Below are 24,766 nucleotides of genomic sequence, written 5' to 3'. Positions count from 1 at the left end.
GTCCACAGTTCTACTTCCGTACAACTGACGTAACCGGTACTATCGAACTGCCAGAAGGCGTAGAGATGGTAATGCCTGGCGACAACATCAAAATGGTAGTGACTCTGATTTGCCCAATCGCGATGGACGAAGGTTTACGCTTCGCAATTCGTGAAGGTGGTCGTACAGTTGGTGCTGGTGTAGTAGCTAAAATCATCGCTTAATTGCGATAGAAATTAGTTTGAAAAGGAAGCTTCGGCTTCCTTTTTTATTTGAGGGCTGGTTTTATTCACAAATTTGTGTAAAATGCTCGCCACTCTGAAGTTAAATAGTTATTTGATGACTATTTACACAGCGGGCTTGATATCCAAATTTAGATAGGTATAATGGCCCCCTCGTCGACCTAGGTTGACGAATTAAATGATTAGTCGCTTAAGTTAATCATTATCATAGCGGCTCCGATTGGGAGTCGAACGGTTAAATCATCTCGCTCTGCTTTTCTATTTAGAAGAAGCTAGAGGGTGATTTTTTATATGTCCATTTTAGGAGCTCTGGTCAATGCAGAACCAAAGAATCCGTATCCGCTTAAAGGGATTTGATCATCGCTTAATTGATCAGTCTACAGCGGAAATCGTTGAAACTGCTAAGCGTACAGGCGCGCAGGTTCGTGGTCCAATTCCACTACCTACTCGCAAAGAGCGTTATACCATTTTGATCTCTCCGCACGTTAATAAAGATGCTCGTGACCAGTACGAATTACGTACGCACAAGCGCCTGGTTGACATCGTAGAGCCAACTGAAAAGACTGTTGACGCGTTAATGCGTTTAGATCTTGCGGCTGGTGTCGACGTACAGATTAGCTTGGGTTAATTGAGATCCTAGTAAGAAGAGGTTTGAGAGATGGCTATCGGTCTTATTGGTCGTAAAGTTGGTATGACTCGCATCTTCACTGAAGATGGTGTTTCAATACCAGTTACTGTAATTGAAGTTGCAGGCAACCGTGTTACTCAAGTGAAAACTTTAGAAACTGACGGCTACCGTGCACTTCAAGTTACAACTGGCACCAAAAAAGCCAATCGCATCACTAAACCAGAAGCAGGTCACTTTGCCAAGAGCGGCGTTGAAGCCGGTCGTGGTTTGTGGGAAATGCGTTTGGTAGACGGTGAAGGCGAGGGCATTGAAGTTGGTGCTGAGCTAAATGTTGATATTTTCGCAGACGTAGCGAAAGTTGATGTTACTGGTCAATCAAAAGGTAAAGGCTTCCAAGGCGGCGTTAAGCGTTGGAACTTCCGTACTCAAGATATGACTCACGGTAACTCTTTGTCGCACCGCTCGAATGGTTCTATCGGTCAGAACCAAACGCCTGGTCGCGTATTCAAAGGCAAAAAAATGTCAGGCCATATGGGTGCCGAGCGTGTTACTACTCAAAATCTAGTTGTTGTTCGTGTAGATGTTGAGCGTAACCTGCTACTAGTCCGTGGCGCTGTTCCTGGCGCTACCAATGGCGACTTGATTATCAAGCCTGCCGTTAAAGCTTAAGGTCTGAGGAGATAGTAATGGAATTGGTATTGAAAGACGCGCAAAGCGCTCTTGAAGTTTCCGAAACTACCTTCGGCCGTGACTTTAACGAGGCACTGGTTCATCAGGTAGTTGTAGCATACGCTGCAAACGCGCGTCAGGGCACTCGTGCTCAAAAGACTCGTGCGGAAGTAACTGGCTCAGGCAAAAAGCCTTGGCGCCAAAAAGGAACTGGCCGTGCTCGTGCTGGTTCTGTTAAAGGCCCAATCTGGCGTGGCGGTGGCGTAACATTCGCTGCTAAAACCCAAGATCACAGCCAAAAAGTTAACAAAAAGATGTACCGCGGCGCGCTGAGAAGCATTCTGTCTGAATTGGTACGTCAAGAGCGTTTGGTTATTGTTGAATCTTTCGGTGTTGAAGCTCCTAAAACTAAAGAGCTGAAAGCTAAATTGAAAGCAATGAACCTTGAAGACGTTCTGATTGTGACTGCAGAAGTTGATGAGAACTTATTCTTAGCAGCTCGTAACCTGTACAAGGTTGACGTTCGTGATGTAGCGGGTCTAGACCCAGTGAGTCTGATCGCCTTCAACACTGTGCTTGTGACTGCTGACGCAGTGAAGCAAATCGAGGAGATGCTAGCATGATGATCCGCGAAGAACGTTTGCTAAAAGTTATTCTCGCTCCACATATCTCTGAAAAGAGCACTGTGAACGCTGAGAAGCACAACACTGTTGTTTTCCGCGTAGCTATCGATGCAACTAAAGCTGAAATTAAAGCTGCTGTTGCTAAGCTATTTGAAGTTGAAGTTGATTCAGTTCGCACTTTAGTGAGCAAAGGCAAAACTAAACGCACTGGTGGCCGTACTGGCCGTCGTAGCGATTGGAAAAAAGCCTATGTGACTCTAGCTGCTGGTGCTGACATCGATTTCGTCGGCGGCGCTGAGTAAGCAAAGGAGAATTATCATGGCAGTTATTAAGTGTAAGCCAACCTCTCCAGGTCGTCGCCACGTAGTTAAAGTGGTGAACACTGACCTGCACAAGGGTAAACCTTTTGCTGGCTTGTTGGCGAAAAAATCTAAAAGTGGTGGCCGTAACAATACTGGCCGTATCACTGTCCGTCACGTAGGTGGTGGTCATAAGCAGCATTATCGTCTAATCGACTTCAAACGCGATAAAGATGGTATCCCTGCAAAGATTGAGCGTCTGGAATACGATCCAAACCGTACTGCTAACATCGCGTTAGTATTGTATGCGGATGGTGAGCGTCGTTATATTCTTGCTGCCAAAGGCATGCAAGCTGGCGATAAGATCCAGTCTGGTGTTGCTGCCGAGATCAAAACCGGTAACGCTATGCCACTGCGCAACATCCCAGTAGGTTCTGTAGTTCACGCAGTTGAAATGAAGCCTGGTAAAGGTGCTCAGATCGCTCGTTCTGCAGGTGCTTATGTACAAGTTGTTGCTCGTGATGGCGCATATGCCACTCTACGTCTTCGCTCTGGCGAAATGCGTAAAGTGCCAGTTGATTGCCGCGCGACATTTGGTGAAGTTGGTAATGCCGAACACATGCTACGCCAGTTAGGTAAAGCAGGTGCTAAGCGCTGGAGAGGCATACGTCCTACAGTGCGTGGTGTTGCAATGAACCCAGTAGACCATCCACACGGTGGTGGTGAAGGCCGTACTTCTGGTGGTCGTCACCCAGTGACTCCATGGGGTGTGCCAACTAAGGGTTATAAAACTCGTAGTAACAAGCGCACTGACAAGTACATCGTACGTCGTCGTAATAAATAGTAAGAGGATTCGCCATGCCACGTTCTCTCAAGAAAGGTCCCTTCATTGACCTGCACTTGCTGAAGAAGGTAGAGAAAGCGATGGAAGCCGGTGACAAAAAGCCTATTAAGACTTGGTCACGTCGCTCTATGATCATTCCAAATATGATTGGTTTGACCATCGCTGTCCATAATGGTCGTCAGCACGTTCCTGTGTTCGTAACTGACGAAATGATCGGCCACAAACTTGGTGAATTTTCACCAACTCGCACTTATCGCGGCCATGCTGCAGATAAGAAAGCGAAGAAGCGTTAATACGGGAGGAATAAGATGGAAGTTTTAGCTAAACATCGTTTTGCCCGTACGTCTGCGCAGAAGGCCCGTCTGGTTGCTGATCAAATTCGTGGATTGCCTGTTGCTAAGGCACTCGAGATTTTGACTTTCAGCCCCAAGAAAGCCGCCGTACTGGTTAAAAAAGTACTTGACTCAGCTATCGCAAACGCCGAACACAACGAAGGCGCGGATATTGATGAGCTTAAAGTCGGAGCCGTCTTCGTAGATGAAGGCCCAACTATGAAGCGTATCATGCCACGTGCTAAAGGCCGCGCTGATCGTATCATGAAGCGTACCAGCCACATTACTGTGGTTGTATCAGATCGCTAGGAGAGAGCAATGGGACAGAAAGTACATCCTAATGGTATCCGTCTGGGTATCACCAAGCCTTGGATCTCTACCTGGTACGCAGATAAATCAGATTACGCAAGTAACCTGAACAGCGACTGGGAAGTGCGTAAGTTTCTTGTAGAGAAATTACAAGCTGCTTCAGTATCTAAGATTGTTATCGAGCGTCCAGCGAAAAGCATCCGCGTTACCATTCACACTGCCCGTCCAGGTGTTGTGATCGGTAAGAAAGGTGAAGACGTTGAAGTATTGCGTGCTGCAGTGTCAAAACTTGCTGGCACTCCTGCTCAAATTAACATCGCTGAGATCCGTAAACCTGAGCTAGATGCCAAGTTAGTTGCTGACTCTATTGCACAGCAATTAGAGCGTCGCGTAATGTTCCGTCGTGCTATGAAGCGCGCAGTTCAAAACGCAATGCGTATTGGTGCTCAAGGTATCAAAGTACAAGTTAGTGGCCGTTTAGGCGGAGCTGAGATTGCGCGCGATGAGTGGTATCGTGAAGGTCGTGTACCTTTACATACTTTGCGTGCTGATATCGACTATTCTACATCTGAAAGTCACACCCAATACGGTGTGATTGGCGTTAAAGTTTGGATCTTCAAAGGTGAAGTTCTAGACGGAATGCTGCCACAGATTGAAGAGCCGAAACAGCAGCAACCTAAGCGCAAGCCTCGTGGTAAATAGGAGAGCCGGCAATGCTGCAACCTAAACGTATGAAGTTTCGCAAGATGTTCAAAGGCCGCAACCGCGGTCTAGCGAACGGTACCGAAGTTAGCTTTGGTACTTTTGGTCTGAAAGCAGTCGGCCGTGGCCGTTTAACTGCACGTCAGATCGAATCTGCACGTCGTGCCATGACACGTCACATTAAGCGTCAGGGACAAATTTGGATTCGAGTTTTCCCGGACAAGCCGATTACCTCTAAGCCTCTTGAAGTGCGTATGGGTAAAGGTAAAGGTAACGTTGAATACTGGGTATGTCAGATTCAACCTGGTAAGGTTCTTTATGAGATGAATGGTGTTTCTGAAGTGATCGCTCGTGAAGCGTTTGCTTTGGCTGCTGCCAAGCTTCCAATTAAGACTACCTTCGTAACTAAGACGGTGATGTAATGAAAGCGAGCGAACTGAGAGAAAAGAGCGTTGAAGAACTGAACGCTGAACTACTTGGTCTGCTGCGTGAGCAGTTCAACCTGCGTATGCAACACGCCACTGGTCAGTTGACTCAGACTAATCAACTGAAATTGGTGCGCCGTAACATTGCGCGCGTTAAGACCATTATTACTTCTAAGGCGGGTGCATAATGTCTGATAAAATCCGTACTTTGCAGGGTCGTGTAACTAGCAACAAAATGGACAAGTCCATTACTGTTGCTATCGAACGCCAAGTGAAACACCCAATTTATGGGAAATACATTAAGCGTACGACAAAGATCCATGCACATGACGAAACGAATCAGTGCAATGAAGGCGATTTAGTAGCGATTCGCGAATGTCGTCCTTTGTCTAAGACTAAGTCTTGGACCCTGGTTGAAGTAGTATCAAAGGCCTAAGTTAATTAGGTATTTAGGTAAACGGCTCCAGAATGTGGGGCCGTTTGTTTTTTAATACTATACATTCCACTTTTATGGTGTTATATTTGCGCGCCATTTTTGACTAAATTAATAGCAAAAATGAGTGTTTTTATTGTCCCATAGTGGGAATTGTGTAGTAACGATAGCGGAGCACTTAAAATGATCCAAATGCAATCGACTCTTGACGTTGCTTGTAACAGCGGCGCACGCAGAGTTCAGTGTATTAAGGTCTTGGGTGGCTCTCATCGTCGTTATGCCGGTATCGGCGACATCATCAAAGTTTCTGTTAAAGAAGCGATTCCTCGCGCTAAAGCGAAGAAAGGCGATGTGTATAACGCGGTGGTAGTCCGTACTAAGAAAGGCGTACGTCGTCCAGACGGTTCTGTCATTCGCTTCGATCGGAATGCAGCTGTTCTTTTGAACAACAACCTGCAGCCGATTGGTACTCGTATCTTTGGACCAGTGACACGTGAATTGCGTAATGAGCAATTTATGAAAATTGTCTCGCTGGCACCAGAAGTACTGTAAGGAGCTTCAAAATGGCAGCTAAAATACGTCGTGAAGACGAAGTGATTGTATTAGCAGGTAAAGACAAGGGTAAACGTGCAAAAGTTTCTCAAGTCCTTCCTACTGGTAAATTGATTGTTGAAGGCATCAATCTTGTCAAAAAACACCAAAAGCCAAACCCACAATTGGGCGTAGCTGGCGGTATTGTTGAGAAAGAAGCACCGATACAAGCATCAAATGTAGCGATTTTCAACTCTGCCACTGGCAAAGCTGATCGCGTTGGTTTCCGCTTTGAAGACGGCAAAAAAGTTCGTTTCTTCAAATCGAACAGTGAACTCGTTAAGTAATTGGAGTAAACGATGGCGAAACTGCATGATAAATACCAAGAGACTGTTGTCGCTGAACTTGCTAAAAAGTTCGGTTATACCAGTGTCATGCAAGTCCCTCGGATTGAGAAAATCACCCTGAACATGGGTGTTGGCGAAGCTGTTGCAGACAAGAAAATCATGGACCATGCTGTCCGTGATATGACTGCAATCGCTGGTCAAAAGCCAGTTGTGACTGTAGCTCGTAAGTCAGTTGCTGGTTTTAAAATCCGTGAAGGCTACCCTATTGGCTGTAAAGTGACCCTACGCGGTGAGCGTATGTGGGAATTCTTAGAGCGTTTAGTCGATATCGCAATCCCACGTATTCGTGACTTCCGTGGCTTAAGCGCTAAAGCGTTTGACGGCCGTGGTAACTACGCAATGGGCGTGCGTGAGCAGATCATCTTCCCAGAAATCGATTACGATAAAATCGATAAGATTCGTGGTATGGATATTGTTATCACTACTACTGCGAAGAATGATGAAGAAGGTCGTGCTTTGTTAGACGCTTTTAACTTCCCATTCAAGAAATAAGGGTAGCGTAATGGCAAAAACATCAATGAAAGCACGTGAAGCTAAACGTGCACAGCTCGTGGCCAAGTACGCTGAAAAGCGTGCGGCTCTTAAGACTATCATTGCAAGTCCAGCTTCTTCTGACGAAGATCGTTGGGATGCGGTTCTTAAGCTGCAAGCTCTACCACGTGATTCCAGCGCTGCGCGTCAACGCAATCGTTGTAATCAAACTGGTCGCCCTCATGGCTTCTTACGTAAATTCGGCTTAAGCCGTATCAAATTACGTGAAGCAACCATGCGTGGTGAAGTTCCTGGCCTGCGTAAGGCCAGCTGGTAAGCACTTGTCACGGAGTAAGCTAATATGAGCATGCAAGATCCTATTGCGGATATGTTAACCCGTATTCGTAACGGCCAAGCTGCTAACCACGTATCAGTGAAGATGCCTTCAGCTAAGTTGAAAGTCGCAATTGCGAAACTACTTAAAGATGAAGGTTATATTGCTGATTACGCCGTAGCAGATGAAGCCAAGCCTGAACTGGAAGTTACTTTAAAGTATTTCCAAGGCCAACCAGTCGTTGAGACTATCCAGCGTGTAAGTCGCCCTGGTCTTCGTATTTACAAAGGTAAAAACGAACTTCCAAAGGTGATGGGCGGTCTGGGTGTCGCAATTGTGTCCACTTCTAAAGGCTTGATGACTGATCGTGCCGCCCGCCTTGCAGGCATGGGTGGCGAGGTTATCTGCTACGTAGCTTAAGGAGCTAGGAATGTCTCGTGTAGCAAAAGCACCAGTATCTATTCCAGCTGGCGTAGAGGTGACCTTGAACGAACAGACCCTTACCGTCAAAGGCGGAAAAGGTAGTCTGACTCGAGTGATCAACAATGCGGTCAATGTTGTTATTGAAGCCGGCGTAGTTAAGTTCCTCCCTGTTGAAGGCGTTGTTAACGCTTGGGCACAGGCTGGTACAACTCGTGCATTAGTAAACAACATGGTTGTTGGTGTATCTCAAGGTTTTGAGCGTAAGTTAAAGTTAGTTGGCGTTGGTTACCGTGCGAAACTCGTCGGTGCTGATATTGACCTTACTTTAGGTTTCTCTCATCCGTTAGTACACAAACTGCCCGCAGGCGTTACTGCAGAGTGCCCTAGCCAAACTGACATCGTCCTACGTGGCGTTGATAAACAGTTAATTGGCCAAGTCGCTGCTGAGATTCGCGGATACCGTCCACCAGAGCCATACAAAGGCAAAGGTGTTCGCTATGACGACGAAGTAGTACGCCGTAAAGAGGCTAAGAAGAAGTAGGTAACGCGATATGGATAAGAAAACATCTCGCTTACGTCGCGCTACTCGCGCTCGTAAGAAGATCCAAGAGCTGGGCGTGAACCGTCTGGTTGTACATCGTACACCGCGTCACATTTATGCTCAGGTGATCAATCCTGAAGCTCAGGTGTTGGCAGCTGCTTCAACCGTAGAAAAAGCGGTTAAAGAGCTACTGAAGAGTACCGGTAACGTAGACGCAGCGAAAGCAGTAGGTAAATTTGTTGCTGAGCGCGCGATCGAAAAAGGCGTAACTTCAGTTGCGTTCGATCGTTCTGGTTTCAAGTATCACGGTCGTGTAGCTGCTTTAGCAGATGCAGCTCGTGAAGCTGGCCTGAAGTTCTAAGGGGTTATAAAATGGCTAAATTAGAAGCTCAGCAAAAAGACGATCTGCAAGAGAAATTAATTGCAGTTAATCGTGTTTCTAAAGTAGTTAAGGGCGGTCGTATCTTTAGCTTCACAGCACTGACAGTAGTGGGTGACGGTAACGGTAAGATTGGCTATGGCTATGGCAAAGCACGTGAAGTTCCAGCCGCGATTCAAAAAGCGATGGAAAAAGCTCGTCGTAACATTGTGACCGTTGAGTTGAATGCAGGTACTCTGCATCACCCAGTTAAAGGTCGTCATACTGGTTCTCTTGTGTACATGCAACCTGCATCACAAGGTACTGGTATTATTGCCGGTGGCGCAATGCGTGCCGTATTGGAAGTAGCAGGCGTGCATAACGTTCTGTCAAAAGCATACGGTTCTACTAACCCGATCAACATCGTTCGCGCGACTGTCGATGCTTTGGTGCACATGAAGTCACCTTCGCAAATCGCAGCTAAGCGTGGCCTGAATGTTGACGAAATTCGGGGGTAATGCACCATGGCAACTAAAACTGTAAAAGTTACTCAAACTAAAAGCGGTATCGGTCGTTTACCGAAGCACCGTGCAACCCTAACGGGTCTTGGTTTGCGTCGCATTGGTCACACTGTTGAATTAGAAGATACTCCTTCTGTTCGCGGTATGATCAACAAGGTCTACTACATGGTTAAGGTGGAGGATTAATAGATGCGTTTAAATACTCTATCTCCAGCTGCAGGCTCTAAGCATGCACCAAAGCGTGTAGGCCGTGGTATGGGCTCAGGTCTAGGTAAAACAGCGGGTCGTGGTCATAAAGGCCAAAAGTCTCGTTCTGGTGGCGGTGTACGCCCAGGATTCGAAGGTGGTCAAATGCCACTGAAAATCCGTTTACCTAAATTTGGTTTTACCTCGCGTCGCGCTATGGTAACAGCTGAAGTTCGTGTACTCGAACTGGCAAAAGTTAACGGTGATGTTATCGACTTAAACGCTCTGAAAGATGCGAACGTAATAACTCGCAACATCCAGTTTGCGAAAATTGTTCTTTCAGGTACCATTGAGCGCCCTGTGACTGTTAAAGGTCTGAAGGTAACCAAAGGTGCACGTGCAGCTATTGAAGCTGCCGGCGGTAAGATCGAGGAATAATACGTCGATGGCAAAACCAGGACTTGATTTAAAAAGCGCGAAAGGTGGACTTTCAGAATTGAAAGCTCGCCTCCTGTTCGTGATTGGTGCGATTATCGTCTTTAGAGCCGGTTCGTTTGTGCCAATTCCTGGTATTGACGCAGCTGTATTAGCAGAGCTGTTTGCTCAGCAAAGTGGAACCATCCTTGGCATGTTTAACATGTTCTCGGGTGGTGCCCTTGAGCGTGCCTCTATCTTTGCATTAGGTATTATGCCGTACATTTCGGCATCGATTATCATGCAACTGTTGACTGTCGTACATCCTGCACTCGCTGAATTGAAAAAAGAAGGCGAATCAGGACGTAAGAAAATCAGTCAATATACCAGATGGGGTACCTTAGTGCTGGGTACATTCCAGTCGGTCGGTATTGCAACCGGGTTACCAAACTTAGTGCCAGGCCTTGTGGTCAACATTGGATTTGGATTCTACTTTGTTGCGGTTGTAAGCTTAGTGACAGGAACTATGTTCCTTATGTGGCTAGGTGAGCAAATTACCGAACGTGGTATAGGTAATGGTATCTCGATTTTGATTTTCGCAGGTATTGTTGCTGGATTACCTTCCGCTATCGGCCAAACGGCTGAGCAGGCGCGTCAAGGTGACTTGAATGTGTTAGTATTGTTGTTGCTCGCGGTAATTGTGTTTGCAGTGACTTATTTTGTAGTGTTTGTGGAACGTGGTCAGCGTCGTATCGTCGTTAACTATGCTAAGCGTCAGCAAGGCCGTAAGGTGTTCGCTGCGCAAAGTACCCATCTACCGCTGAAAATAAACATGGCAGGTGTTATTCCGCCAATTTTTGCGTCAAGCATCATTTTGTTTCCTGGAACACTGGCTCAGTGGTTCGGTCAAAATGAGTCCATGTCATGGTTAAGTGATTTTTCACTGGCTGTGTCACCTGGACAACCGCTTTACTCATTATTATATGCAACAGCGATTATCTTTTTCTGTTTCTTCTATACTGCGTTGGTGTTTAACCCACGTGAAACAGCAGATAACTTGAAGAAGAGTGGTGCATTCATCCCTGGGATCCGTCCTGGAGAACAGACTTCGCGTTACATTGATAAAGTTATGACCCGTTTGACATTGGCAGGCGCGTTATACATAACCTTTATCTGCTTAATTCCGGAGTTCATGTTAATTGCGTGGAAAGTACAGTTCTATTTCGGCGGTACTTCACTACTAATTATGGTAGTCGTAATCATGGACTTCATGGCTCAGGTTCAGACGCATATGATGTCTCATCAGTATGAGTCTGTGATGAAGAAAGCTAACCTAGTTAACAAAGCGAATTTAGATCGCTTTGGTCGCTAAGTAGCTTTACGGAGTGATGAAATGAAAGTTCGAGCTTCCGTGAAGAAGATCTGCCGTAACTGCAAGATCGTCAAGCGTAGTGGCGTTGTACGCGTTATCTGTGTTGAACCAAAACACAAACAGCGTCAAGGCTAAAAAGTAATTTGTTCAGCCCATGAATTGGGCTGAACAAAATTTTGTTTGCAAATCTGTCGACTGTCGAGTATCCTTTCGGGCTTTTCGCAGTTGGCCTTTAACTTTAAGGAGTGCATAGTGGCCCGTATCGCTGGCATTAACATTCCTGATCAAAAGCATACAGTCATCGCATTGACTGCAATTTTCGGCATCGGCCGTACTCGCGCTAGAGCAATCTGCGCGGCTACAGCAATCGCTGAAACTGCTAAGATCAAGGAATTGAGCGAAGCTCAAATAGACACACTACGCGAAGAAGTCGCCAAATACCTAGTAGAAGGTGACTTACGTCGTGAGATTTCAATGAACATCAAGCGTCTTATGGATCTTGGTTGTTATCGTGGTCTCCGCCATCGCCGTAGCCTGCCTCTCCGTGGGCAACGTACTAAGACCAATGCGCGTACGCGTAAAGGTCCACGTAAACCTATTAGAAAGTAACGGGAAGGTAAAGCAATGGCTAAAGTTCCGTCACGTTCTCCGCGTAAGCGCGTACGTAAACAGGTTGCAGATGGCATGGCTCATATCCATGCTTCTTTCAACAACACTATTGTCACCATTACAGATCGTCAAGGTAATGCGTTGTCATGGGCTACTTCAGGTGGTTCAGGTTTCCGTGGTTCACGTAAATCTACTCCATTTGCTGCACAGGTGGCTGCTGAGCGTGCAGGTGCTGCTGCTCAAGACTACGGTTTAAAAAACCTTGAAGTGTTTGTGAAGGGTCCAGGTCCAGGTCGTGAGTCAGCCATTCGTGCGCTGAACGCTGTTGGTTATAAAATTACCAACATTACCGATGTGACGCCGATCCCTCATAATGGTTGTCGTCCTCCTAAAAAGCGTCGTGTATAACGCCGTTTCATTAGGATAGTTGGAGAAAGATCATGGCAAGATACTTGGGTCCCAAGCTCAAGCTCAGCCGCCGAGAAGGTACAGACCTTTTCTTAAAAAGCGGTGTGAGAGCAATCGATTCAAAGTGTAAACTGGAAACTGCACCTGGACAACATGGCGCTCGTAAGCCACGTTTGTCAGAGTACGGTACTCAGTTACGCGAAAAACAAAAAGTTCGTCGTATTTACGGTGTGTTAGAAAAACAATTCCGTAACTATTACAAAGATGCTGCACGTACTAAAGGCAACACAGGTGAAAACCTGCTTCAGCTTTTAGAAACCCGTCTTGATAACGTTGTTTATCGTATGGGCTTCGGTGCAACTCGTGCAGAATCACGTCAGCTAGTAAGCCATAAATCTATTATGGTTAACGGTCGTGTTGTTAACATTCCATCATTCAAAGTGTCTGCGAATGATGTTGTGAGCATCCGCGAGAAGTCACGTACTCAAGCTCGTATTAAAGCGGCTTTAGAAGTGGCAGCTCAACGCGAGAAGCCTACATGGGTTGAAGTCGACAACGCGAAAATGGAAGGTGCTTTCAAGCGCGTTCCAGAACGTAGCGATTTGTCTGCGGAAATTAACGAACAGCTGATCGTCGAGCTTTACTCTAAGTAAGGCTAACAAACAAGAGAGGACACAATGCAGGGTTCTGTTACAGAATTTCTTAAACCGCGTCTCGTTGATATCGAGCAGGTTAACTCAACACGTGCCAAGGTTACATTGGAACCACTTGAGCGTGGTTTCGGCCACACTTTAGGTAACGCGTTGCGTCGCATCCTATTGTCGTCTATGCCCGGCTGCGCGGTTACCGAAGTCGAGATTGACGGTGTACTGCACGAATACAGCAGTAAGGAAGGCGTTCAAGAAGATATCCTTGAGATCTTGTTAAACCTGAAAGGGTTAGCAGTGACCATCGAGGGTAAAGACGAGGCTATGCTTACGTTGAGCAAGTCCGGCGCAGGCCCTGTCATCGCAGCAGATATCACGCATGATGGTGATGTCACTATCGTGAATCCTGATCATATTATCTGTCATCTGACAGGTAACAATGATATCAGCATGCGTATTCGCGTTGAGCGTGGTCGTGGTTATGTACCAGCATCTGCTCGTGCACAAACCGAAGACGATGATCGCCCAATCGGCCGCTTGCTGGTTGATGCTTCTTTCTCGCCAGTTGCACGTATTGCCTACAATGTAGAAGCAGCGCGTGTAGAACAGCGTACTGACTTAGATAAACTCGTTATCGATATGACCACAAACGGTACTATCGATCCTGAGGAAGCTATCCGTCGTTCTGCAACTATTCTGGCTGAACAGCTAGATGCGTTTGTAGAGTTACGTGACGTGACTGAGCCAGAGCTGAAAGAAGAGAAACCGGAATTCGATCCGATTCTGCTGCGTCCTGTCGACGATTTAGAGCTAACTGTACGTTCGGCTAACTGCTTGAAAGCCGAAGCGATTCATTACATCGGAGATCTGGTACAGCGCACTGAAGTTGAGTTGCTGAAAACCCCGAACTTAGGTAAGAAATCTCTTACTGAAATTAAGGATGTTTTAGCTTCTCGCGGACTGTCGTTAGGTATGCGTTTGGAAAACTGGCCTCCAGCTAGTTTAGCAGACGACCTATAAGTCTCAGGTTTGTACAGATTTAGGTTATAAGGATTAGGTCATGCGCCATCGTAAGAGTGGTCGTCAACTAAACCGTAACAGCAGTCATCGCCAAGCCATGTTTCGCAACATGGCCGGTTCACTAGTTCGTCATGAGATCATCAAGACAACTGTGGCTAAAGCGAAAGAACTGCGTCGCGTAGTTGAGCCTCTGATAACACTTGCTAAGAGTGACAGCGTTGCAAACCGTCGTTTAGCGTTTGCACGTACTCGCGACGCTGAAGTCGTTGGTAAGTTATTTACTGAGTTGGGTCCACGTTACCAGGAACGTCCTGGTGGCTATACCCGTATCCTTAAGTGCGGTTTACGTGCTGGTGATAAAGCCCCTATGGCTTACATCGAGCTAGTTGGTCGCCCAGAAGCTGCTCAAGCTGTTGATGTTGAAGCTGCTGAGTAATTAAGGTTACACTTTTAAAAAGCCGGGCATTAGCCCGGCTTTTTTATGCCTTTTTTACTATTTTACCCAAAGTGTGGTTTTCTCGATTTCTTTTGGGAGGACGATATTCCATTTAGCTAAGCCTTTCTGGCTAAACATGTATTTTCCAAGATCATCTGTTACTGGGAAAATATTTTCGGGTTTCTCGCCGCCGAGTATTTTTGTCGCCATATTCGCTGCAATCTTGCCATGATGATAGCCATCGAGAACATAGCCACCAATATTGCCTTCAGCAGAGACACTAAATCCCCAAAACCCAAAATTCGGTACCGGAGTATGTTCAGATATCCATTTTAGGAGCTGATCTGCATCTACTGAGCGATTATCTGCGTCTCTAACTGTGTGGTATAGCGCCACGACTATAGCGTTATAACCTTGTTCTTTCGCGGTCAATACATTCCGCTGCCAATCCGTTAGCTGTGACAATTGCACTAAATTAACTTCGATATCGCCTAACATGCTTGAGTGTTGTTTACTGATGTATTCAGCCGCTGAGTCAGAGGTGACTCCTTGGTCGAATAGAACTAAGATTTTTCTATGCACAGTTTGCGGTAGTAAACGTTGAATGAGCAGTAGTGAACGTCGTAGTAGTGGTCTCTCAATGACGCCTGTGAAGCGTTTGTGTTCATTGAGATGATATTCTCTAGGATTCATGTTCACCCCTAAATAGACTACTGGGATTAGGCTGTCATTTAGGCGCTGGTGTAAGAGATTAACCGCATTATCATCGGCGAGAATAACCAATTGAGGTGCTTGTTGTTGAATGTATTTCCATGCTAAGTCAGCTCGTTCAGTAAATTGCTCTTGGGGTAAGCGTTTGGTATCCATCTCGAAATAACTAACATCGTGGTGAGGGCTGAGCGTGTCATAAATCGCTTGATAGTATTCTTTGTCCCATTGATAGCTATGATGGTAGCTTTCGATAACAACAACTTTAGCAGCATTGGCTTCCTGAGAGAGGCCTATCAAGCAGATAATTAGGAAGCTTAGAATGTGTTGCAAACTAGAGTTTAGTTGTCTCATTTGAATCATATGCAATCTTAGGTATTGGCGCTGCCTAGAGTATAGTCCACCTTTAATTGTGCATATTGAGATAATAAAAAAGCCTCACTAGTTATTAAGCTAGGAGGCTTAGTTTGTACGCTATTGCTGATCCATCAATAACCTACTTAGTATCTGGTGCCTTTTGCTGGCTATAATCTAACTTTTCGTGCTTTTGGCCCATGGCTTCAGCGACTTCTGGTGGCATGTAGTTTTCATCATGCTTGGCCAGTACTTCAGTTGCTTCTAGTTTGCCATCAGCGCCCAGTACACCCTGAGCAACAATGCCTTGTCCTTCACGGAAAAGATCGGGCAATAGGTCGTCATAAGTGACCAGTACTTCACCGCCGAGGGAGTCATGTACTGCAAATTCGACATGCAAGCTTTTGGGATCTCGCACCATAGAACCTACAGTCACCATTCCGCCGACACGAATACGTTGGCCAATTTCAGGTTTTACGCCAGTGTCTGTCTTGCCGTGGACAATTTCAGACGGAGTATAGAATAAGTTCAAGTTGGAGTTCAGCGCATAGAGCAAAAGCGAAGTAATCGCAGCAACGCCACCGATTAATGCTACAGCTAATGTCAGTCTTTTTTTGCGTCTTGGGTTCACGATTTAGTACTCCTGGTTTCTTTTAGGCGTTCTTCTCTATCCATCTTCTTCGCGATATCAATTAACACCTTACGCTTTTGGCGTGCGCTGGTAATGATGAGCGTAGAGAGGCAGAAGAAGGTCACTCCGTAGGATAGCCATACATAGAATGCATAGCCGCCCATATTAAAAAAATCACTGATTGAATCGAATTGCATCATTTGACCTCCTCCGCTTTAGCTAGTTCACGGACCCAAGGGCGCATGCCATTTCTTGCTAAAATTTCTGCTCTAAAACGAACAATAGTGATGGCACCAATCATAAGACCGAAGCCCAGTATGTTAATTAACAGTGGATAGAGCATTTCCGTCGACATTGTCGATTTCTCGGTAATGCGTATTGTCGACGGTTGATGTAATGAGCTCCACCATTCAACAGAGTATTTGATGATAGGAATATTGATCACACCGACGATCGCTAAGATCCCTGCTGCACGAGCTGCGAGCACTTTATCCTCAAATGAGGCATAGAGCGAGATCACACCTAGATATAGGAATAGTAATACCAGCTCAGAAGTTAAGCGTGCATCCCATACCCACCAAGCACCCCACATAGGTTTACCCCATGCCGCTCCAGTAAAGAGTGCGATAAAGGTGATCACTGCGCCAATGGGAGCAATAGATGCTGCAGCCCAGTCGGCAAGTTTTATCTGCCAAACTAGACCGATAAAGGCCGCTGTTGCCATACCCATATAAGCCGCCATTGACATAGACGCGGCAGGAACATGGATAAAGATAATACGGTAGCTATCACCCTGCTGGTAATCCGTCGGCGCGAAGACGAGTCCCCATGTAGTGCCAACAGCAATCAATAGACCAGCTAAGATCGCAAACCATGGAAATAACGTTCCTGATAATTTATATGCGCGTTCAGGATCCGCGTAAGGGTGTAACCATTTCCACATTTTAGTTAGTACTCACTCGCAGAGATGCACCAATTGCAAAAGGTGCTAAGGTTAACGATCCGACCAGCATAGCGCCTATTATAGCGAGCTGACCATCATAGGGTAAATTCATTCCTGCCGCGTCTATAGCACTCGTTGCAAAAATGAGTACTGGGATATATAAGGGCAAAATAAGTAAGCTGAGTAACACGCCGCCTTTCCTTAGACCGACGGTTAATGCCACACCTATAGCACCTAACAGCGACAATACTGGCGTGCCTAGCGCAAGCGTCGAAATTAACGCACCGTAGCTGTTGCCGTCTAGATTGAGTAATACCGCTAACAGTGGTGCGATAATAATCAGTGGCACACCAGTTAAAATCCAGTGGGCTAACACTTTAGCTAATACGAGAATGGCTAATGGCTGTGGGCTTAATAGCATTTGTTCTAAGCTACCATCACTAAAGTCGGCTTTGAAAAGCCTTTCAAGTGACAACATTGATGCTAATAATGCGGCGACCCAAATTATCCCCGGTGCCACACGTGCTAACATTTGCGGTTCTGGTCCAATCCCCAGCGGAAACAAGGTAACGACCATAATAAAAAATAGCAGTGGGTTAAAAATGTCGCCGCGGTGGCGAATAGCAATTTTAAGATCTCGCTGCAGCAAGGTGAAAAATGCTTGGGTAAAACTGATGCCTCTTTTCATTGAGCCTGACCTTATATGAAGCGATAATCGAGACGAATTTTACGAAGCCTATCATCTGTGATAATGCCCATATCTTGGTGAGTTGTGAGGATCACACAGCCACCATTATCCGCATGCTGAATAAATAACTGCTCCAGTTCTTCGACGCCTTTTTTATCAATGGCAGTAAAAGGTTCGTCAAGGATCCAAATTTTACAGTTGCTATGCCACAATCTTGATAGCGCTGTTCTGCGATGCTGGCCTGCGGATAAATGCCCCGCGAGAGCTTCTTCAAAGCCCGTTAAATTGACTTTGGCTAAAATCTCTGATGTATCAAAGTCATCATAACCACTGATTCTTAAATTGAAATTAAGGTTTTCTTCGGCAGTCAGCTCGCATTTCACGCCAGCTAAATGGCCTAAATACAAGAGGTCTTCATTGTATTCATCGCGGCAACGGTTTATGTCTTCATTAATGTAAAAAGTTTGTCCGGCATAGGGGCGAGAAAGGCCCGCCAATATGCGTAATAAACTGGTCTTGCCTGCGCCGTTAGGGCCTTCAATCTGAACAATGTCACCGGCATTTATATCAAAACTTAACTCATCAAAAAGGATGCGTTCTTCGCGGATACAGGTCAGCTTGCTGGCTGACACTAATGTGGTTTCTTTAGTTATATTTGTCACTGAACCCTCTATCTCAAGCCGGAAGGAAACACAAGTCATTCTAACACAAACGTTATTGGGGGTTTACTCTTGGTTTGCACTAGATGTCAGCAATATGATGTGGTTCCAATAACCGCAATATTTATCGAACTTTTTTACGACTTGCTAATATATTAACGAATTTGTCATCCTTGTCGCCTGATTCATTTTGTGTTGAGATTCTAATCACAAAAAGATGAGATTTCTTGAAGTTTGTAGTAATCTTAGTCGGCTATAATGAGTCTGCCTAAGTAAGGGCGGCGCCGAGCTTTGTACGTATTTGCATTAGGAACATTGAACATGAAAAAACTGTTAGCAATGACTGCTGTCGCTGCTTTGACTATGTCAGTTAACGCTTCAGCTCAAGATGCTGAGGCTATTTATAATAAGGCATGTACAGTATGCCACAGTATGGGTGTTGCTGGTGCTCCAAAAGTACACAACGCTGCAGAATGGGAACCACGCTTAGCTAAGGGTGTTGACGCTCTAGTGAAGAGTGTGAAAACCGGTCTGAATGCTATGCCACCAGGTGGTATGTGTACTGATTGTACTGATGATGATTACAAAGCTGCTATCAAATTTATGTCTACAGCTAAGTAATTCTTCAGATATAAAAAAACCGGCGAAAGCCGGTTTTTTTATATCTGCAATTAACTGCGATTTATTGCACTTGAGTATCAAGTACTAGGTTCGCTGTATCGCCTACGGCGACTTTACTGATCTTGCCTTGAATATCACCCGTTTGCGGTTTGATATTACCTTGTTTAGACAGTACAGCAATCACTTCCACATTGGCTGCATCGCTTAACTTCACATCACCACCCATACCGCTGCTGTCATCTAATGTCACTGTAATCGGGAAAGACTTAGCACTGACTTTGGTTGCGGCTAATGGGACTTTAGGTCCTTCAGTTGCACGGGCAAAGATGAAAATGGTGTCTTCTGGACTGGCTTTAGCCGCAAGTTCTGCAGAGATAGATATAGTGACATTGACCGATTTAGCACTCGCTTTGACTTGCTTATGTGCATCATCATTTGGCATGCCAGCGGTTTCCGACTGCATGCGTAAGTTAGCGGTTTCGATTGCATTCATAAGAGCTGCACGATCAACGTCGGCACGACCGCTATCTAAAATCGTTTGCCAAGAGGTGATGGCTTTCTTGTAGTCAGCAGTAAAGAAAGCATCCATACCCACGAGCAGTAGCGTTGAAGGATCTTGGGCATCCATTGCTAAAGACTCATTGATAAGAGCTTGGATTTGCGGTGTCATTTGTTGACCCGCTTTGTAATACATCGCCGTTGCTTTTGGACCGAGCAATTCTGCATGCTTTCCGACTAATTCGATTACTTTATCGAAAGCTGCAATCGCTTTATCGTATTGGTTTGCCGATACATAAGCATGACCTAAGCTGAACCACAGTTGGCTGTTTTCTGGCTCGGCTTTAACTTGAGCTTCCATCATCTGCACGCGTTGCATCATGATTTGAGCCGTATCCATTCCTGCATGTGGATTCGCAGGTTGTTGAGCACTATCAATATTCTCGAAGGCGCCTAAGTGTTGATAGAGATAGCCTGAGATAACAATCAAACAAACTGACATGATCGACGGCCACAGAATCGTCTTTGGCTTTATTTGGTTGACCAGTGAATCGTCGTTCGCTTGTTTGATGTCTTGGAGTAGACTGATTTCCAGTTCTTTCTTCAATGCATCAAATTCGGCTTGATCGAGTAGCTCTTCACTTAATTCTTTTTCAAGAACGCCTAAGCGCTCATTGAACAATTCAAGGTTCGTTTGTTTACGAACTCCAGCTTCTTCCGTTTTCAGCAATTTTTGCTGTCTGAAGTGCGGGATCCAAATCAGCATCAGGCCGACTAACATAACAAGCGCAATAAAAATCCAAAATGTCGTCATTGTTTCTATATTCACTTTAGTTTGCAGAAAGCGGAGTAACCGCTAGGCTTGGAAGCAAGATTATACGTAAAGATTGTTCATTGAACAGTAATATAAGGTAATCCCAGTGCTGAAAGCTTATAGTTGGGCACTGGTTCACAAATTGATTCTTCTTGTAAATTTTGTATGAAACTTAAGTGTCATTTGTCGGTCACATGCAGAACTGAGCCTCTTCCGTGACTTTCATCGACCTCTAAAATTGAGAATGAGACAAGTAACCCAGTTTTGTACGAAAGAGGCAGACAGGAACAATAGCAAATACTAAAATGAGCAAAATTTCGTGCATTTGCGTGAATAGCATGTTGTGCGTTGAGATAGAGTCTTTCTAAATCAACATATTATTGAAGACTGAGGAAAACCCATGATCCCAGAACTTGGACACTTTGCGTTGATAATAGGGGTGGCTTTTGCCTTCTTATTAATCAGCGTCCCCCTAATAGGTGTTGCCAGAAAAGACCAATACCTTGTTAGGTACGCTTGGCCATTAACGTACGGAATGTTCTTTTTTATTACCTTATCTGTTGTCGTGCTGGCTTATAGTTTTGCCGTCGATGATTTCTCGGTCGCCTATGTGGCACATCATTCAAATTCTCAGTTACCTATCTTCTTTAAGATCTCGGCCGTATGGGGCGGTCATGAAGGGTCACTGTTATTTTGGGTGTTTGCTTTATCAACTTGGGCGGCTGCGGTTGCCTTGTTTAGCAAAGGTTTAGAAGAAGTGTTTACTGCCCGTGTGCTGGCAGTATTGGCTCTTATTGTGATTGGCTTTAGTTTGTTTATGCTACTCACATCTAGCCCATTTGAACGTTTATTCCCGATCCCAGCCGAAGGTCGTGACTTAAATCCAATGCTGCAGGACGTGGGATTAATCTTCCATCCTCCTATGTTGTACTTGGGTTATGTGGGCTTCTCTGTAAGCTTTGCATTTGCGATTGCTGCGCTGATGAGCGGCCGTCTCGATTCTGCATGGGCTCGTTGGACTCGTCCATGGACATTGGCTGCTTGGACCTTCCTTACGGGCGGTATCGCACTAGGATCTTGGTGGGCTTATTATGAATTAGGCTGGGGCGGTTGGTGGTTCTGGGATCCTGTTGAGAACGCCTCTTTTATGCCTTGGTTAGTGGGTACTGCGCTTGTTCACTCTTTAATTGTGACTGAGAAACGCGGCGCCTTCCGTAACTGGACTGTATTACTGTCTATTTTTGCTTTCTCTTTAAGTTTGCTTGGTACCTTTATTGTTCGCTCAGGTGTATTAACCTCAGTGCATTCATTCGCAGCCGATCCAAGCCGCGGTATGTTCATTCTGTTGTTACTTGGTTTAGCGGTTGGCGGTTCATTAACACTGTTTGCTTTACGTGCTAGTGAAATGAGTAGTCCAGCCCGTTTCGAGCTTAAGTCTAAAGAAACTATGCTCTTAGTGTGTAATGTGCTACTGACGGTTGCCGCAGGTACGGTACTATTGGGTACATTATATCCATTGCTCATCGACGCGCTTGGCATGGGTAAAATCTCTGTTGGACCCCCATACTTTAATGCGGTGTTCGTGCCTATCGTATTAGTGCTATTTGGCTTTATGGGTATTGGTCCAATTATTCGCTGGAAAAAATCGAAAGCGGGCGAGCTTAAGCGTCAGCTATTGATCCCAGCAATGATTGCTGCTGCTATCGGTATTGTGACGCCATTTATCGTCGATGGTGTATTCAATATTTGGGTTACCTTTGGTATTGCTGCCGCGGCTTGGATTATTCTGGCTACCGCAAGAGCGGCCTATAACATGGTCAAGTCGAAAGAAGGTGATATCAGCATTAGCCGCATGGGCCGTAGTCAGCTTGGTATGATCTTCGCGCATCTCGGTATTGCTGTTTCTGTGATTGGTGCCACTATGGTGTCAAATTACTCGATTGAGAAAAGTGTTCGTATGGGACCTGGTGTAAGCCAAGAACTCGCCGGTTATACTTTTAAGTATCTCGAGACCAAAAACGTAGTAGGTCCTAACTACACTGCACAGCAGGGACAGATAGAGATCTACAAGGGCGATGAGCTACTGACATTACTAAAACCAGATCGTCGTCAATATAATGTGCGAACTATGGATATGACAGAAGCCGGTATTGACTGGGGTCTATTCCGTGACTTGTACGTGACTATGGGTGACCCTATTACCAGCACTGAATTTGCGGTTCGTTTAAACTATAAGCCGTTCGTGCGTTGGTTATGGTTTGGGGCAATTTTCATGATGATAGGTGGATTCTTCGCTGCATCGGATAAACGTTACCGTGCGAAAGTCACTGCAGCCGTCGCGCCTTTGGCCGAAAAGGCAAAATTGGCAACGGCTCAATAATTGGGGAATGTATGAAGAAGTTGGTTCTGTTTATCCCATTGGTCATATTTCTCGCCATGGGGGTGTTTCTCTATAAAGGGTTATTTCTGAATCCGCAGCAATTGGATTCAGCACTGGAAGGGAAGCCTATTCCGGCTTTCCAACTGGAACGCCTAGAAACACCGGCTGAGATCATAACGAATGAGCAATTAAAAGGTAAGGTATCATTACTTAACGTATGGGCGACGTGGTGTCCATCTTGTAAATATGAGCATCCTTTCTTAGTGATGCTAAAACGTAAAAATCTTCTGCCAATTTACGGGATCAACTATCGTGATGAGCGTGTTCCTGCGTTAGAAGAGTTAAAACGTCAGGGCGATCCCTACAACGTTAATATTTATGATAAAGATGGGCGTTTAGGATTAGATCTTGGCGTTTATGGTGCTCCAGAGAGTTTTATTGTTGATCACAACGGTATTATCCGTTTCCGTTATGCAGGTCCAATTGACCAACGTGTATGGAGTGAAACCCTTTACCCTATGATCCAACAATTACAAGCTGAAGCAGCGAAGGATGGCGCAGCATGAGAACGCTGATAAAAATCATAGGTGGTCTAGTGCTGATGTTCAGCATGACGACCGCCGTCATGGCAACACCAGTTGATACTTACGAATTCAAGTCACCTGAAAATCAAAAGCGTGGTTTGTCTTTGGCCCATGAACTACGTTGTCCACAGTGTCAAAACCAAAATTTGATCGACTCTAATTCACCCGTTGCTCGAGATCTGCGTCTTGAGGTATTCAAGATGGTTGACGAAGGAAAAGGGGATGATGAGATCATCGAGTTTATGACCAGTCGTTATGGTGAGTTTGTTCTCTATAAACCTAAGATGGAAACCAAGACCTACATTCTCTGGTTAGGTCCTATTGGTTTATTACTTCTGGGTCTAGTGATTGGATTTATCTTCATTCGTAAGCAACGTATTGGCGGTAATGTGCCGAACGAAATTAGCGCAGAAGATCAGCGCGAGTTAGATACCTTGCTAAAGCGCAATACAAAATGAAGCATAAAGTCATAACGGCATTCATGTTGTCATCCATTCTTTCGGTATTTGTTGCTGGGGTCACGCATGCGTACCCTGGTATGCAGCAAACGGCTAAACCGATGGAATCAACGGTTGATTTGATCAATGTACTGCCAAAGACTTTTCCTATTGAGCCTGTTGCCTTTAATGATGTTGATGGTAAAGCTATCGACTTCAGCCAATTTAAAGGCAAGATCATTATGGTTAACATGTGGGCGACTTGGTGTCCGCCATGTGTCAGAGAGTTGCCTGCAATCGAAAGGTTAGCAACTAAGTTCAAGACTGAAGATTTTGTCGTACTGCCTATCTCTATTGATGCAGAAGGTAAGCAGCAGGTTCAGCCGTTCTTAAGTTCATTGGGTATGGCGAATTTCAACTCTTACTACGATCAACCACAAAGTCTTGGGAACGTTTTTCCGCTCGACACGATTCCTGCGACCTTTATTCTTGATCAACAGGGTCAATTAATTGCCTTTGTTCGATCCTATGTTGATTGGGATGACGTAAAAGCCGTCTCGCTAATCCAAGGTTTTATCGATAAAGGCAGCAAAAAGCCCAATTAATGGGCACTTTGCATGTAAAATAATCGCCATCGTTTAAAAGATCGCCATGCGATCTTTTTTCATTTAAAAAGCCCTTGCACAAAAAGTTTCACTGCCTATAATGCGCATCCACTGACACGGCAGACAGCGTTAAGCAGCCTGATGTGACAGTTCATCGATGAGTTTACTGATTGATGAGTGTTGAGAAAGTTTGCAAAAACTCCTTGACGCGAAACGGGAAGTGCGTAGAATACGCAGCCCTAGCCAACTGGAAGCGTTCGACGCTCAGTGTGGTACTCAAGTTCTCTTAYGAATATTGAGTTGCTCTTTAACAAGATAAAACAAGAAATCTGTGTGGACACTCACAGGTGTTGAGTTAATCGAAACTGCTTAACCTTCGGGTTGGCAGTCAAAAATTTAAATCAATGTAACAATGAGTGTTCATAGWAATATGTACAGTTTGTTTCTTTAGTTAGAAACAAAAAATCAGAATTCATTGAGCCGCTGAAGTCGCAAGACGGAAGCAACAAAACTTTAATTGAAGAGTTTGATCATGGCTCAGATTGAACGCTGGCGGCAGGCCTAACACATGCAAGTCGAGCGGCAGCACAAGGGAGTTTACTYCTGAGGTGGCGAGCGGCGGACGGGTGAGTAATGCCTAGGGATCTGCCCAGTCGAGGGGGATAACAGTTGGAAACGACT

At 45.4% G+C, this 24,766-nt stretch carries 40 protein-coding genes, 1 rRNA gene and 1 pseudogene; 35 read left to right on the top strand and 7 right to left on the bottom strand.

Translation table 11 applies throughout. The annotated features are described in order from the left end of the window. From tuf to rplQ, 29 genes and pseudogenes are all read left to right on the top strand, one after another. Positions 1 to 203 (top strand): annotated as a pseudogene (tuf, locus tag L5M49_RS22895) (elongation factor Tu); the annotation flags it as partial. Between the two features lie 334 nt (positions 204 to 537). Then, complete coding sequence (rpsJ, locus tag L5M49_RS22890) at positions 538 to 849, top strand: 30S ribosomal protein S10 (RefSeq protein WP_006083601.1); 312 nt, start codon at positions 538 to 540, stop codon at positions 847 to 849. Between the two features lie 30 nt (positions 850 to 879). Next, a complete protein-coding gene (gene rplC / locus L5M49_RS22885; RefSeq protein WP_006083600.1) occupies positions 880 to 1,518 on the top strand; it encodes a 50S ribosomal protein L3 in 639 nt (212 codons plus the stop codon). 17 nt (positions 1,519 to 1,535) lie between these two features. Beyond that, positions 1,536 to 2,141, top strand: a complete 606-nt coding sequence (gene rplD / locus L5M49_RS22880; protein ID WP_113941598.1) for a 50S ribosomal protein L4 — start codon at positions 1,536 to 1,538, stop codon at positions 2,139 to 2,141. Continuing rightward, positions 2,141 to 2,443 (top strand): 50S ribosomal protein L23, encoded by a 303-nt coding sequence (gene rplW, locus L5M49_RS22875; RefSeq protein ID WP_025008843.1) that lies wholly within the window; start codon positions 2,141 to 2,143, stop codon positions 2,441 to 2,443. Before rplD ends, rplW begins: the two co-directional genes overlap by 1 nt. A 16-nt stretch (positions 2,444 to 2,459) precedes the next feature. Next, a complete protein-coding gene (gene rplB / locus L5M49_RS22870; protein WP_006083597.1) occupies positions 2,460 to 3,284 on the top strand; it encodes a 50S ribosomal protein L2 in 825 nt (274 codons plus the stop codon). A 14-nt stretch (positions 3,285 to 3,298) separates the two neighbouring features. Further along, entirely contained in the window at positions 3,299 to 3,577 is a 279-nt protein-coding gene (gene rpsS / locus L5M49_RS22865; protein WP_006083596.1) for a 30S ribosomal protein S19, read from the top strand. Between the two features lie 15 nt (positions 3,578 to 3,592). Next, positions 3,593 to 3,925 carry a 50S ribosomal protein L22 gene (gene rplV, locus L5M49_RS22860; protein ID WP_006083595.1) on the top strand — a complete coding sequence of 111 codons (333 nt, stop codon included), beginning with the start codon at positions 3,593 to 3,595 and terminating at the stop codon, positions 3,923 to 3,925. A 9-nt stretch (positions 3,926 to 3,934) separates the two neighbouring features. Further along, positions 3,935 to 4,627, top strand: coding sequence for a 30S ribosomal protein S3 (gene rpsC / locus L5M49_RS22855; RefSeq protein ID WP_006083594.1), 693 nt, complete (start codon positions 3,935 to 3,937; stop codon positions 4,625 to 4,627). Positions 4,628 to 4,638: 11 nt separating this feature from the next. Continuing rightward, positions 4,639 to 5,049: a 50S ribosomal protein L16 gene (gene rplP, locus L5M49_RS22850; protein ID WP_006083593.1), complete on the top strand. Its 411-nt coding sequence runs from the start codon at positions 4,639 to 4,641 to the stop codon at positions 5,047 to 5,049. Next, positions 5,049 to 5,240: a 50S ribosomal protein L29 gene (gene rpmC / locus L5M49_RS22845; RefSeq protein ID WP_006083592.1), complete on the top strand. Its 192-nt coding sequence runs from the start codon at positions 5,049 to 5,051 to the stop codon at positions 5,238 to 5,240. The genes rplP and rpmC overlap by 1 nt, the downstream gene beginning before the upstream one ends. Next, the gene (gene rpsQ, locus L5M49_RS22840; RefSeq protein ID WP_006083591.1) at positions 5,240 to 5,488 is read left to right on the top strand and encodes a 30S ribosomal protein S17; all 249 of its coding nucleotides are present in this window, start codon (positions 5,240 to 5,242) and stop codon (positions 5,486 to 5,488) included. The genes rpmC and rpsQ overlap by 1 nt, the downstream gene beginning before the upstream one ends. Before the next feature lie 180 nt (positions 5,489 to 5,668). Beyond that, positions 5,669 to 6,037, top strand: coding sequence for a 50S ribosomal protein L14 (gene rplN / locus L5M49_RS22835; protein WP_006083590.1), 369 nt, complete (start codon positions 5,669 to 5,671; stop codon positions 6,035 to 6,037). A gap of 11 nt (positions 6,038 to 6,048) precedes the next feature. Then, a complete protein-coding gene (gene rplX, locus L5M49_RS22830) occupies positions 6,049 to 6,363 on the top strand; it encodes a 50S ribosomal protein L24 (protein ID WP_006083589.1) in 315 nt (104 codons plus the stop codon). Between the two features lie 12 nt (positions 6,364 to 6,375). Then, positions 6,376 to 6,915: a 50S ribosomal protein L5 gene (rplE, locus tag L5M49_RS22825; RefSeq protein WP_006083588.1), complete on the top strand. Its 540-nt coding sequence runs from the start codon at positions 6,376 to 6,378 to the stop codon at positions 6,913 to 6,915. A gap of 10 nt (positions 6,916 to 6,925) precedes the next feature. Continuing rightward, on the top strand, positions 6,926 to 7,231 hold the full coding sequence (gene rpsN, locus L5M49_RS22820; RefSeq protein ID WP_006083587.1) for a 30S ribosomal protein S14: 306 nt from the start codon (positions 6,926 to 6,928) through the stop codon (positions 7,229 to 7,231). A 24-nt stretch (positions 7,232 to 7,255) separates the two neighbouring features. Beyond that, on the top strand, positions 7,256 to 7,648 hold the full coding sequence (rpsH, locus tag L5M49_RS22815; RefSeq protein ID WP_006083586.1) for a 30S ribosomal protein S8: 393 nt from the start codon (positions 7,256 to 7,258) through the stop codon (positions 7,646 to 7,648). A gap of 10 nt (positions 7,649 to 7,658) precedes the next feature. Next, the gene (gene rplF / locus L5M49_RS22810; protein ID WP_105251036.1) at positions 7,659 to 8,192 is read left to right on the top strand and encodes a 50S ribosomal protein L6; all 534 of its coding nucleotides are present in this window, start codon (positions 7,659 to 7,661) and stop codon (positions 8,190 to 8,192) included. 10 nt (positions 8,193 to 8,202) lie between these two features. Continuing rightward, positions 8,203 to 8,553: a 50S ribosomal protein L18 gene (gene rplR, locus L5M49_RS22805; RefSeq protein ID WP_006083584.1), complete on the top strand. Its 351-nt coding sequence runs from the start codon at positions 8,203 to 8,205 to the stop codon at positions 8,551 to 8,553. An 11-nt stretch (positions 8,554 to 8,564) separates the two neighbouring features. Then, a complete protein-coding gene (rpsE, locus tag L5M49_RS22800) occupies positions 8,565 to 9,068 on the top strand; it encodes a 30S ribosomal protein S5 (RefSeq protein ID WP_006083583.1) in 504 nt (167 codons plus the stop codon). 6 nt (positions 9,069 to 9,074) lie between these two features. Further along, positions 9,075 to 9,257, top strand: coding sequence for a 50S ribosomal protein L30 (rpmD, locus tag L5M49_RS22795; RefSeq protein WP_006083582.1), 183 nt, complete (start codon positions 9,075 to 9,077; stop codon positions 9,255 to 9,257). A 3-nt stretch (positions 9,258 to 9,260) separates the two neighbouring features. Next, a complete protein-coding gene (gene rplO, locus L5M49_RS22790) occupies positions 9,261 to 9,695 on the top strand; it encodes a 50S ribosomal protein L15 (protein WP_006083581.1) in 435 nt (144 codons plus the stop codon). A gap of 7 nt (positions 9,696 to 9,702) precedes the next feature. Continuing rightward, positions 9,703 to 11,043 (top strand): preprotein translocase subunit SecY, encoded by a 1,341-nt coding sequence (gene secY / locus L5M49_RS22785; protein WP_007644459.1) that lies wholly within the window; start codon positions 9,703 to 9,705, stop codon positions 11,041 to 11,043. Positions 11,044 to 11,064: 21 nt separating this feature from the next. Beyond that, complete coding sequence (gene rpmJ / locus L5M49_RS22780) at positions 11,065 to 11,178, top strand: 50S ribosomal protein L36 (protein WP_006083579.1); 114 nt, start codon at positions 11,065 to 11,067, stop codon at positions 11,176 to 11,178. Positions 11,179 to 11,295: 117 nt separating this feature from the next. Beyond that, positions 11,296 to 11,652 (top strand): 30S ribosomal protein S13, encoded by a 357-nt coding sequence (gene rpsM / locus L5M49_RS22775; RefSeq protein ID WP_011787581.1) that lies wholly within the window; start codon positions 11,296 to 11,298, stop codon positions 11,650 to 11,652. 15 nt (positions 11,653 to 11,667) lie between these two features. Further along, a complete protein-coding gene (gene rpsK, locus L5M49_RS22770) occupies positions 11,668 to 12,060 on the top strand; it encodes a 30S ribosomal protein S11 (RefSeq protein ID WP_006083577.1) in 393 nt (130 codons plus the stop codon). 32 nt (positions 12,061 to 12,092) lie between these two features. Then, positions 12,093 to 12,713, top strand: coding sequence for a 30S ribosomal protein S4 (rpsD, locus tag L5M49_RS22765; RefSeq protein WP_006083575.1), 621 nt, complete (start codon positions 12,093 to 12,095; stop codon positions 12,711 to 12,713). A gap of 24 nt (positions 12,714 to 12,737) precedes the next feature. Beyond that, positions 12,738 to 13,727 (top strand): DNA-directed RNA polymerase subunit alpha, encoded by a 990-nt coding sequence (locus L5M49_RS22760; RefSeq protein WP_006083574.1) that lies wholly within the window; start codon positions 12,738 to 12,740, stop codon positions 13,725 to 13,727. 40 nt (positions 13,728 to 13,767) lie between these two features. After that, positions 13,768 to 14,163, top strand: coding sequence for a 50S ribosomal protein L17 (gene rplQ, locus L5M49_RS22755; protein WP_006083573.1), 396 nt, complete (start codon positions 13,768 to 13,770; stop codon positions 14,161 to 14,163). A gap of 57 nt (positions 14,164 to 14,220) precedes the next feature. Here rplQ and L5M49_RS22750 read toward each other — a convergent pair whose 3' ends face one another. The 6 genes from L5M49_RS22750 to ccmA all read right to left on the bottom strand — a co-directional run bounded on the left by L5M49_RS22750 (position 14,221) and on the right by ccmA (position 18,149). Then, positions 14,221 to 15,225 carry an ABC transporter substrate-binding protein gene (locus L5M49_RS22750; RefSeq protein WP_263266871.1) on the bottom strand — a complete coding sequence of 335 codons (1,005 nt, stop codon included), beginning with the start codon at positions 15,223 to 15,225 and terminating at the stop codon, positions 14,221 to 14,223. Positions 15,226 to 15,367: 142 nt separating this feature from the next. Continuing rightward, complete coding sequence (gene ccmE, locus L5M49_RS22745; protein WP_105251038.1) at positions 15,368 to 15,856, bottom strand: cytochrome c maturation protein CcmE; 489 nt, start codon at positions 15,854 to 15,856, stop codon at positions 15,368 to 15,370. Further along, positions 15,853 to 16,053: a heme exporter protein CcmD gene (gene ccmD, locus L5M49_RS22740; RefSeq protein ID WP_105253042.1), complete on the bottom strand. Its 201-nt coding sequence runs from the start codon at positions 16,051 to 16,053 to the stop codon at positions 15,853 to 15,855. The genes ccmE and ccmD overlap by 4 nt, the downstream gene beginning before the upstream one ends. Next, positions 16,053 to 16,799 (bottom strand): heme ABC transporter permease, encoded by a 747-nt coding sequence (locus tag L5M49_RS22735; RefSeq protein WP_105251039.1) that lies wholly within the window; start codon positions 16,797 to 16,799, stop codon positions 16,053 to 16,055. The genes ccmD and L5M49_RS22735 overlap by 1 nt, the downstream gene beginning before the upstream one ends. Position 16,800: 1 nt before the next feature. After that, positions 16,801 to 17,487: a heme exporter protein CcmB gene (gene ccmB, locus L5M49_RS22730; RefSeq protein WP_006079706.1), complete on the bottom strand. Its 687-nt coding sequence runs from the start codon at positions 17,485 to 17,487 to the stop codon at positions 16,801 to 16,803. A gap of 11 nt (positions 17,488 to 17,498) precedes the next feature. Then, a complete protein-coding gene (gene ccmA, locus L5M49_RS22725; RefSeq protein WP_131525727.1) occupies positions 17,499 to 18,149 on the bottom strand; it encodes a cytochrome c biogenesis heme-transporting ATPase CcmA in 651 nt (216 codons plus the stop codon). Positions 18,150 to 18,467: 318 nt separating this feature from the next. Between ccmA and L5M49_RS22720 the strand changes: the two genes are divergently transcribed. After that, a complete protein-coding gene (locus L5M49_RS22720) occupies positions 18,468 to 18,767 on the top strand; it encodes a c-type cytochrome (RefSeq protein ID WP_105251041.1) in 300 nt (99 codons plus the stop codon). A 61-nt stretch (positions 18,768 to 18,828) separates the two neighbouring features. On the opposite strand, the gene ccmI is transcribed toward L5M49_RS22720, so the two are convergent. Beyond that, positions 18,829 to 20,079, bottom strand: coding sequence for a c-type cytochrome biogenesis protein CcmI (gene ccmI / locus L5M49_RS22715; RefSeq protein ID WP_173248542.1), 1,251 nt, complete (start codon positions 20,077 to 20,079; stop codon positions 18,829 to 18,831). Between the two features lie 400 nt (positions 20,080 to 20,479). Here ccmI and L5M49_RS22710 point away from each other — a divergent pair, with 400 nt between their 5' ends. The 5 genes from L5M49_RS22710 to L5M49_RS22690 form a co-directional block, all read left to right on the top strand. Next, entirely contained in the window at positions 20,480 to 22,459 is a 1,980-nt protein-coding gene (locus tag L5M49_RS22710; protein ID WP_105251043.1) for a heme lyase CcmF/NrfE family subunit, read from the top strand. A gap of 11 nt (positions 22,460 to 22,470) precedes the next feature. Continuing rightward, on the top strand, positions 22,471 to 23,025 hold the full coding sequence (locus tag L5M49_RS22705) for a DsbE family thiol:disulfide interchange protein (protein ID WP_105251044.1): 555 nt from the start codon (positions 22,471 to 22,473) through the stop codon (positions 23,023 to 23,025). After that, positions 23,022 to 23,501 carry a heme lyase NrfEFG subunit NrfF gene (nrfF, locus tag L5M49_RS22700; RefSeq protein WP_105251045.1) on the top strand — a complete coding sequence of 160 codons (480 nt, stop codon included), beginning with the start codon at positions 23,022 to 23,024 and terminating at the stop codon, positions 23,499 to 23,501. Before L5M49_RS22705 ends, nrfF begins: the two co-directional genes overlap by 4 nt. Next, on the top strand, positions 23,498 to 24,085 hold the full coding sequence (locus L5M49_RS22695) for a TlpA family protein disulfide reductase (RefSeq protein ID WP_263164989.1): 588 nt from the start codon (positions 23,498 to 23,500) through the stop codon (positions 24,083 to 24,085). The genes nrfF and L5M49_RS22695 overlap by 4 nt, the downstream gene beginning before the upstream one ends. 514 nt (positions 24,086 to 24,599) lie before the next feature. Next, positions 24,600 to 24,766 (top strand): 16S ribosomal RNA (locus tag L5M49_RS22690); the annotation flags it as partial.

Origin of the sequence: Shewanella sp. SM74, assembly GCF_025653725.1 — a bacterium.
GTDB lineage: Bacteria > Pseudomonadota > Gammaproteobacteria > Enterobacterales > Shewanellaceae > Shewanella > Shewanella oncorhynchi.
This window is presented reverse-complemented; position numbering and strand designations above follow the sequence as displayed.